The organism is Lentilactobacillus kefiri (assembly GCF_007989105.1).
GTDB classification, from domain to species: domain Bacteria; phylum Bacillota; class Bacilli; order Lactobacillales; family Lactobacillaceae; genus Lentilactobacillus; species Lentilactobacillus kefiri.
Genome location: NZ_BJVK01000023.1, coordinates 26,484 through 33,404, shown reverse-complemented (window position 1 = coordinate 33,404; position 6,921 = coordinate 26,484). Strand labels below are relative to the sequence as shown.

Here is a 6,921-nt window from a genome sequence, read left to right as displayed (position 1 = left end):
TAAATGAACACCCTTATCTTCAACTTTTTTCAATAATTCCTTGGTCCAGTGAAGGCCGGCCGTTGGTGCGGCAGCTGATCCCATTTCTTTGGCATAAACCGTTTGATAACGATTGGGATCATCCAACTTTTCTTTGATATACGGAGGTAATGGCGTTTCACCAAGCCGCTCAAGAATTTCAATAAAAATACCTTCGTATTTAAATTCAATTTCACGGCCACCATGGTCTAATTCCTTGGTAACGACGGCTTTTAACTGTCCGTCACCAAAGTTGATAACCGTTCCGACCTTGGCTTTTTTCGCTGGCTTCATCAAAGTTTCCCAGCGATCGCCTTCAATGTTATGAAGCAATAGGACCTCTACGTGACCACCGGTGTCTTCTTTGACACCATAAATGCGGGCAGGCATCACTTTGGAATCGTTCATCACTAAAGCATCGCCTGGGTTCAAATAGTCAATAATGTTATAAAAATGGCGGTCTTGCATCTCGCCGGTGTCCTTATTCAAAACCAGCAATCGGGATTCGTCACGATCTTTAATCGGTGTTTGGGCAATTAATTCATGAGGAAGATTATAGTCAAAATCTTCAAGGGTATAATTTGTTTTCAAAATATTAATTCCTTTCGTCCTTGTGCGGCATCGGGTAATTGAGATGGTCATAGCCCCTTGGGGTAACAACTCGGCCACGGGCAGTTCGCTTAATCAGGCCGATTTGCAGCAGATATGGTTCGTACATTTCAGCAATCGTATCGGTTTCTTCACCAATATTGGCTGCCAATGTATTAAGGCCGACCGGGCCACCATCATAATATTTAATCATTGTCTTTAATAATTTAATGTCGGTATCGTCTAATCCCAGGTCATCGACTTTCAGTTTAGCCAAGGCATACCGAACAATTTCCAGATCAACACTATCTTTGTCGGAAACTTGGGCAAAGTCGCGCACCCGCTTTAACAAGCGATTGGCAATCCGAGGTGTTCCTCGCGATCGTAAGGCGATTTCATGAGCGCCGGATTCTTGAATATCAATTTGAAAAATGTCGGCGGTTCGGCGAACAATGTCTTCCAAGTCCGAAGACTTGTAATAGTTCATGTGTTCAACAATCCCAAAACGATCCCGCAAAGGTGCGGACAGCATCCCTGCCTGAGTCGTTGCACCAATCAGCGTAAACGGTGGCAGCGGAAAATGAATTGGGTGGGCGCCGGAACCTTGGCCGACAATAATGTCGACATAAAAATCTTCCATTGCCGAATAAAGCATTTCTTCAACCACTTTTGGTAATCGATGAATTTCATCAATGAACAGAACATCGCCTGGTTGAAGCTCATTTAACAATGACAACAGGTCACCCGGCTTATCGATGGCCGGTCCACTTGTCGTTCGGATGTTAACACCCATTTCGTTGGCAATCACCATCGCTAATGTGGTCTTACCGAGGCCAGGAGGCCCATATAGCAGAACATGGTCCAATGATTCCTCACGTTGCTTGGCGGCCTTAATATAGACCTTTAATTCGTTTTTAACGTCGTCTTGTCCAATATACTCACTAAGAAGTTGGGGACGAAGCGATTTTTCAATGCTGGTTTCATCGGCATCCGTACTTTCCGGAGAAATTAGTCGATCATCTTTTTCGTTGGCCAATCTATCATCTCCTCATTTCTTAGTGCATCAACAACTTAAGTCCCAAGCTCAAATATTGGTCAGTCGACAGTCCGGGCTTTGCAGCCAATTCGGACTGAATCCCGTCAATTTGTTTGGAAGGATACCCCAGGGCTTCCAATGCCGACAAGGCATCTGAAAGTTCTGGCGATTTTTCACTTTGGGGACCGGATTGAGCTTCGCCAGTCGCAGTCACTGAAATGTCATCCAGCTTTCCCTGCATATCCAAAATAATCTGGCGAGCGGTTTTTTTACCGACTCCGGGAAATTTGGTCAGAAACTTAACATCTTCGTTGTTAATCGCTGAAATCAAACCGTCACGGTCATTGCCGGCCAAAATGGCCAACGCACTCTTGGGACCGATTCCGGAAACTGAAATCAACTTTTCAAAGATTTGCTTATCCTCAGGGGTCGCAAATCCAAACAGCAAAATTGCTGTATCACTCACTGACTGATAAATGTAAACTCTAATCTTTTTTTGATCATCAATATTGAATCGATACGGATCGGCTGTGTTGATCAAGTACCCAACACCACCCACCAATAACACAATGTGGGTCGGGGTAATATCGACAACCGTTCCTTCTAAGAATTCGAACATCGGTTTCTCCTCTTCACTAAAACGTATGTTTGCCTAATAAATTGTAACATATCCCGTCAGAAACCGGGACGAAATCTAAATGATTTCTTCGTCGGTATGATGAGGATCCTGAATTCGCTTAAACATCTTTTCAATATCTTCGTTGGTAAACTTAACCAACGTTGGCCGGCCATGAGGACAGTTGTATGGGTTCTCACATTCCGGCAATCGTTTGAGCAGGGCTTTGGCCTGCAGTTCATCAAGATGGTGGTTGGCTTTGATTGCGCGTTTACAACTCATCATAATGGCTGTTTTTTCACGAAAGGCGGCAACTGAAATCTTATGGTCAGACAAAATCCAATCAATCATTTCTTTGATTGTGTCTTCTTCCTGCCCTGCTTTGAACCACATTGGATGTTCCCGAACAATAAAGCTGTTCTGGCCAAACTGCTCTAAATGGATGCCGAGTTTATTCAGCAAATCCATATGATCGCTGATCAACAAAAAGTCCGACGTTGAATAATCCAAAACGATGGGGACCAATAACTTTTGCTGATCATCGGAAACTTCGCCAATTTGCTTGCGATAAAACTCATAGTTAATCCGTTCCTGAGCAGCGTGTTGATCCACAAGATACATATTGTCGGCAGTCTCTGCGACGAGATACGTTCCGTGAACCTGACCAATGTAGTTCAGGTGTGGAAAGCCGGTTTCAACCACCAACTCCGACTGTTCCGGCTTTTGACGAGCTGAGTTGCTGTCGGTGTCATCCACAACAGCCGTTGCATCGCTTTGAAATACCGGAACGGAACTCGGCTCATTTTGTAATAGTTCATCAAATTTATTTACTTGGGGACTGTCAAGGTCATCCCTTGACTTCACAACCACCGGGGTGACGGCGGCATCATTAAATTCAGGCGCTGGCTGTGGGTCAACGGCAAACAACGGCGGATTGGTCTTCTCCTGGTCTTCGGTAGAAACGTTAAATTGACTCGGAGTCGCGTTAAACGGCTTCTTAAAATCTCTGGTGGCATCCGGAATCAGCTGTTTATCGCGCAGCATATCGTAAATCGCATCAGAAATCAGCTTGCCAATCATTGGTTCGTCACTAATCCGAACTTCCTGCTTGGTTGGATGAACATTCACGTCGATTAATGCAGGATCGGCATCAATTTTAATGACTGCAATTGGAAAACGGCCAATCATTAATTTTGAACCATATCCGGCAATGACGGCCTTGGTAAGTGGGAAATTACGAATAAACCGACCGTTCAAGATCAGTGAAATGTAATTTCGACTTGACCGGGTCAATTCTGGCAGACTCACATAGCCGCTGACCTTAATGTCCAAGTCTTTGCCTTTGATTGGCGCCATTTTAGAAACGGTCTTCACACCATAAATAGCGCCCAGGACTTGAAGCAGATCATCCCGTCCTGATGTTCGCAACAGCTCACGGCCGTTACTGATAAGTGAAAAGGCAATTTCAGGATGACTCAGTGCAAGGCGGTTAACAATATCTGAAATTTTGGCAAGTTCGGTGTTGGGCGAACTGAGATATTTTAGCCGTGCCGGGGTGTTGTAGAAAAGTGATGCAACCTCGACAGTTGTCCCTTTTCGTGACTCCGAAGCTTTTTGGTCAATCAACCTGCCACCCTTATAGTTAACCTCGGTGCCGACAGATCCGGTCGATGTTTTCATTCGAACGTTGGCAACTGAACTGATACTGGGAAGTGCTTCACCACGAAAGCCCAGTGTCCGTACTCGAAAAAGGTCCCGCTGTTCAGAAATTTTGCTTGTAGCATGTCGTAAGAAAGCCGTTTGAACTTGGGAGGCGTCAATTCCGTTTCCATCATCAACCACCTTGATCAGCTTCAATCCCGAATTTTCAACAGTGACATCAATTTCGGAACTGTTTGCATCTATTGAATTTTCAACCAATTCTTTGACAACTGATGCCGGCCGTTCAACAACCTCGCCGGCAGCAATTTGATTTGAAAGAATGGTTGGCAGTTTATGAATTTCATTCAAATTGATCACCTTAATCTCCGTTTATCTTTTGTTGCCATTTGTATACTTGATTCATAATTTGCATTGGTGTCTTGGACATCAAATCTAATTTCTTTAATTGTGACACAACTTCCGCTTGTTTATCATCAATTTGCTCAAGTGGGAACAGTGACGTTTGCTGCTCAGCGGTCTGCTGAGGAGCTTCTTTGGACCTTGCAGGCTTTTCATGCTGCTCTTCAGCCTGTTGCTCCAGGTGAGTCAAAATGTCGTTGGCACGGTGTAACAGGCCTTCTGGCAACCCGGCTAATTTTGCCACATGAATTCCATATGACTTATCGGCTGGACCTGGTTGAATTTTATGCAGAAATACCAGTTCACCATTGGATTCAGTTGCCCCAACGTGGACATTTTGAAGGCGTTTAAGGGATTCATCCAAAACGGTCAATTCATGATAGTGGGTCGAAAACAGCGTCTTGGCACCAATATTGTTATGGACATACTCAATAATTGCTTGAGCCAGAGCCATTCCGTCGTAAGTGGCGGTTCCACGGCCAATTTCATCAAACAAAATCAAACTATTGGGAGTTGCGTTTTCAATTGCATCATTGGCCTCTTTCATTTCGACCATAAACGTACTTTGGCCGGAAATCAGGTCATCAGCTGCACCGATTCGGGTAAATATTTTATCAAATACGGGCAGCTTGGCTTTCTTGGCTGGAACAAAGCATCCCATCTGGTTCATGATGACACAGAGTGCCATCTGACGCATATATGTGCTCTTTCCTGACATGTTGGGTCCAGTTATCAGCAGGATGCTGGTATCTTCACCCAAATTAACGTCATTGGGGACATATTGCTGGTGGCCAAGCACTTTCTCAACCACTGGGTGACGGCCATCTTTGACATCCACCACGTGCTTGGTTGTCAACGTTGGCCGGACAAATCGATATTCTTCGCTGACTGCCGCAAAACTTTGAAGAACATCAATTGAGGCAACTGAATCAGCCAAGTCCTGAATCCGTTTGATGGATTTTTTAATATCGTCACGGATCTTAACAAACAGCTTATACTCCAACGTTTTACTCTGTTCCTGAGCCTCGAGGATTAAAGCTTCTTTTTCCTTTAATTCAGGGGTTGAGAACCGTTCGGCATTGGCCAGAGTTTGCTTTCGCTGATAACGATTGGCTGGAATTTTATCCAAATTAACTTTGGTGACTTCAATATAGTAGCCAAAGACATGGTTAAAACCAACTTTAAGGTTGTTAATGCCGGTCACTTTTCGTTCTTTGGCTTCCAATTCGGCAAGCCATTTCTGGCCATTGTTGGTTGCGTCCCGGTATTGATCAAGTTGCTGATCATAACCGTCTTTAATAACACCACCGTCGGTGACGGAAATTGGCGGTTCCTCAACAATCGCCGAATCAATCTCATCGACAATATCGTCCAAGGGTACCAGATTCTTCAACATTTCTTCAAAACTTTTATCGGCAATCTGTTCCAAAATATACTTGATTTTTGGAACCTGTTTCAAAGACGTTTTCAACTGAATTAAATCACGACCATTGACGCTGCCAAACGCAATTCGTCCGGCAAGGCGTTCAAGGTCATAAACTTTAATTAATTCATCCTGGAGCTGATTTCGCTCAAAATAGTGATCCAATAAAACACCAACGGCATCGTGACGTTTGTTAATCATATTGCGGTTGACCAGTGGCCGTTCAATCCACTGTTTTAATTTTCGGCCGCCCATTGCGGTTTTGGTTTGATCAAGCAGCCACAACAAAGTTCCAGCTTTCTTGCCGGTTCGAATGTTCCGGAGTAATTCCAAATTGTACTGAGAATTATGATCCAGTTCCAAGAAGTCTGACGGCTCGTAAACAACGGCCTTTTTTAAATGCTGCAGGCTTCGTTTCTGAGTTGCTTGAATATAATCAAGCAGTAGTTTCAAGACACGTTTCATAAGTGCATCATCAACGTCTTGGCTCAAATAACTGACTGAAGAATTAACCGGCAAATCAGGTTGATGAGAAATTAGAATCCCCAACTTTTTGATGGTTTCCTGAATTGTCTGAGGCAAATCTTTGTCGACGACAATTTCTTTAGTTTGCAGAGAAACCAGCTCGTTTACAAATTCAGCCTGTGTCGTCAAATCGGCAACCTTAAGTTCACCTGTCGATAAATCGGCATATGAAAACGCGTATTCATTATTATCAGGATCAAAAACGACAGCGGTCAGGTAATTATTGGACTTGGCATTTTCACTACCAACATCAACCTGCGTCCCGGGAGTCACTAGTTGGATGACTTCCCGTTTAACCATTCCCTTTGCTAATCGTGGATCTTCCATCTGTTCACAAATTGCGACCTTATATCCCTGATCAACTAAAATATCGATATAATTTTGAACCGCTTTGTGCGGTACCCCACACATCGGAACAGGGTTATCCGCGTTTCGACTGCGGTTTGTCAAAGTCAATTCCAATAATTGCGAGCCTTTAATCGCATCATCATTGAACATTTCATAAAAATCGCCCAGGCGGTAAAACAAAAACGCGTCAGGATACTGATCCTTAATTTTTTGATACTGTACCATCATTGGAGTTAATGCTTTTTTTGCCAACTGAAAGTCCCCTTAAATTCGTACTGAATTATCATTCAGCATATCATGCATTGT

The 6,921-nt window shown here is 43.8% G+C and carries 5 protein-coding genes; all 5 read right to left on the bottom strand.

Annotated elements, in window-relative coordinates:
* Positions 1–660: S-adenosylmethionine:tRNA ribosyltransferase-isomerase (locus LKE01_RS08295; RefSeq protein WP_225426942.1), on the bottom strand; the 660-nt coding region annotated here is incomplete at its 3' end.
* On the bottom strand, positions 614–1,642 hold the full coding sequence (ruvB, locus tag LKE01_RS08290) for a Holliday junction branch migration DNA helicase RuvB (RefSeq protein ID WP_056982502.1): 1,029 nt from the start codon (positions 1,640–1,642) through the stop codon (positions 614–616). The genes LKE01_RS08295 and ruvB, both read right to left, overlap by 47 nt.
* Positions 1,643–1,661: 19 nt before the next feature.
* Positions 1,662–2,261 (bottom strand): Holliday junction branch migration protein RuvA, encoded by a 600-nt coding sequence (ruvA, locus tag LKE01_RS08285; RefSeq protein WP_056982499.1) that lies wholly within the window; start codon positions 2,259–2,261, stop codon positions 1,662–1,664.
* Positions 2,262–2,336: 75 nt separating this feature from the next.
* Entirely contained in the window at positions 2,337–4,277 is a 1,941-nt protein-coding gene (mutL, locus tag LKE01_RS08280) for a DNA mismatch repair endonuclease MutL (protein WP_056982497.1), read from the bottom strand.
* Between the two features lies 1 nt (position 4,278).
* The gene (mutS, locus tag LKE01_RS08275; RefSeq protein WP_056982495.1) at positions 4,279–6,867 is read right to left on the bottom strand and encodes a DNA mismatch repair protein MutS; all 2,589 of its coding nucleotides are present in this window, start codon (positions 6,865–6,867) and stop codon (positions 4,279–4,281) included.
* Positions 6,868–6,921: the final 54 nt, after the last annotated feature.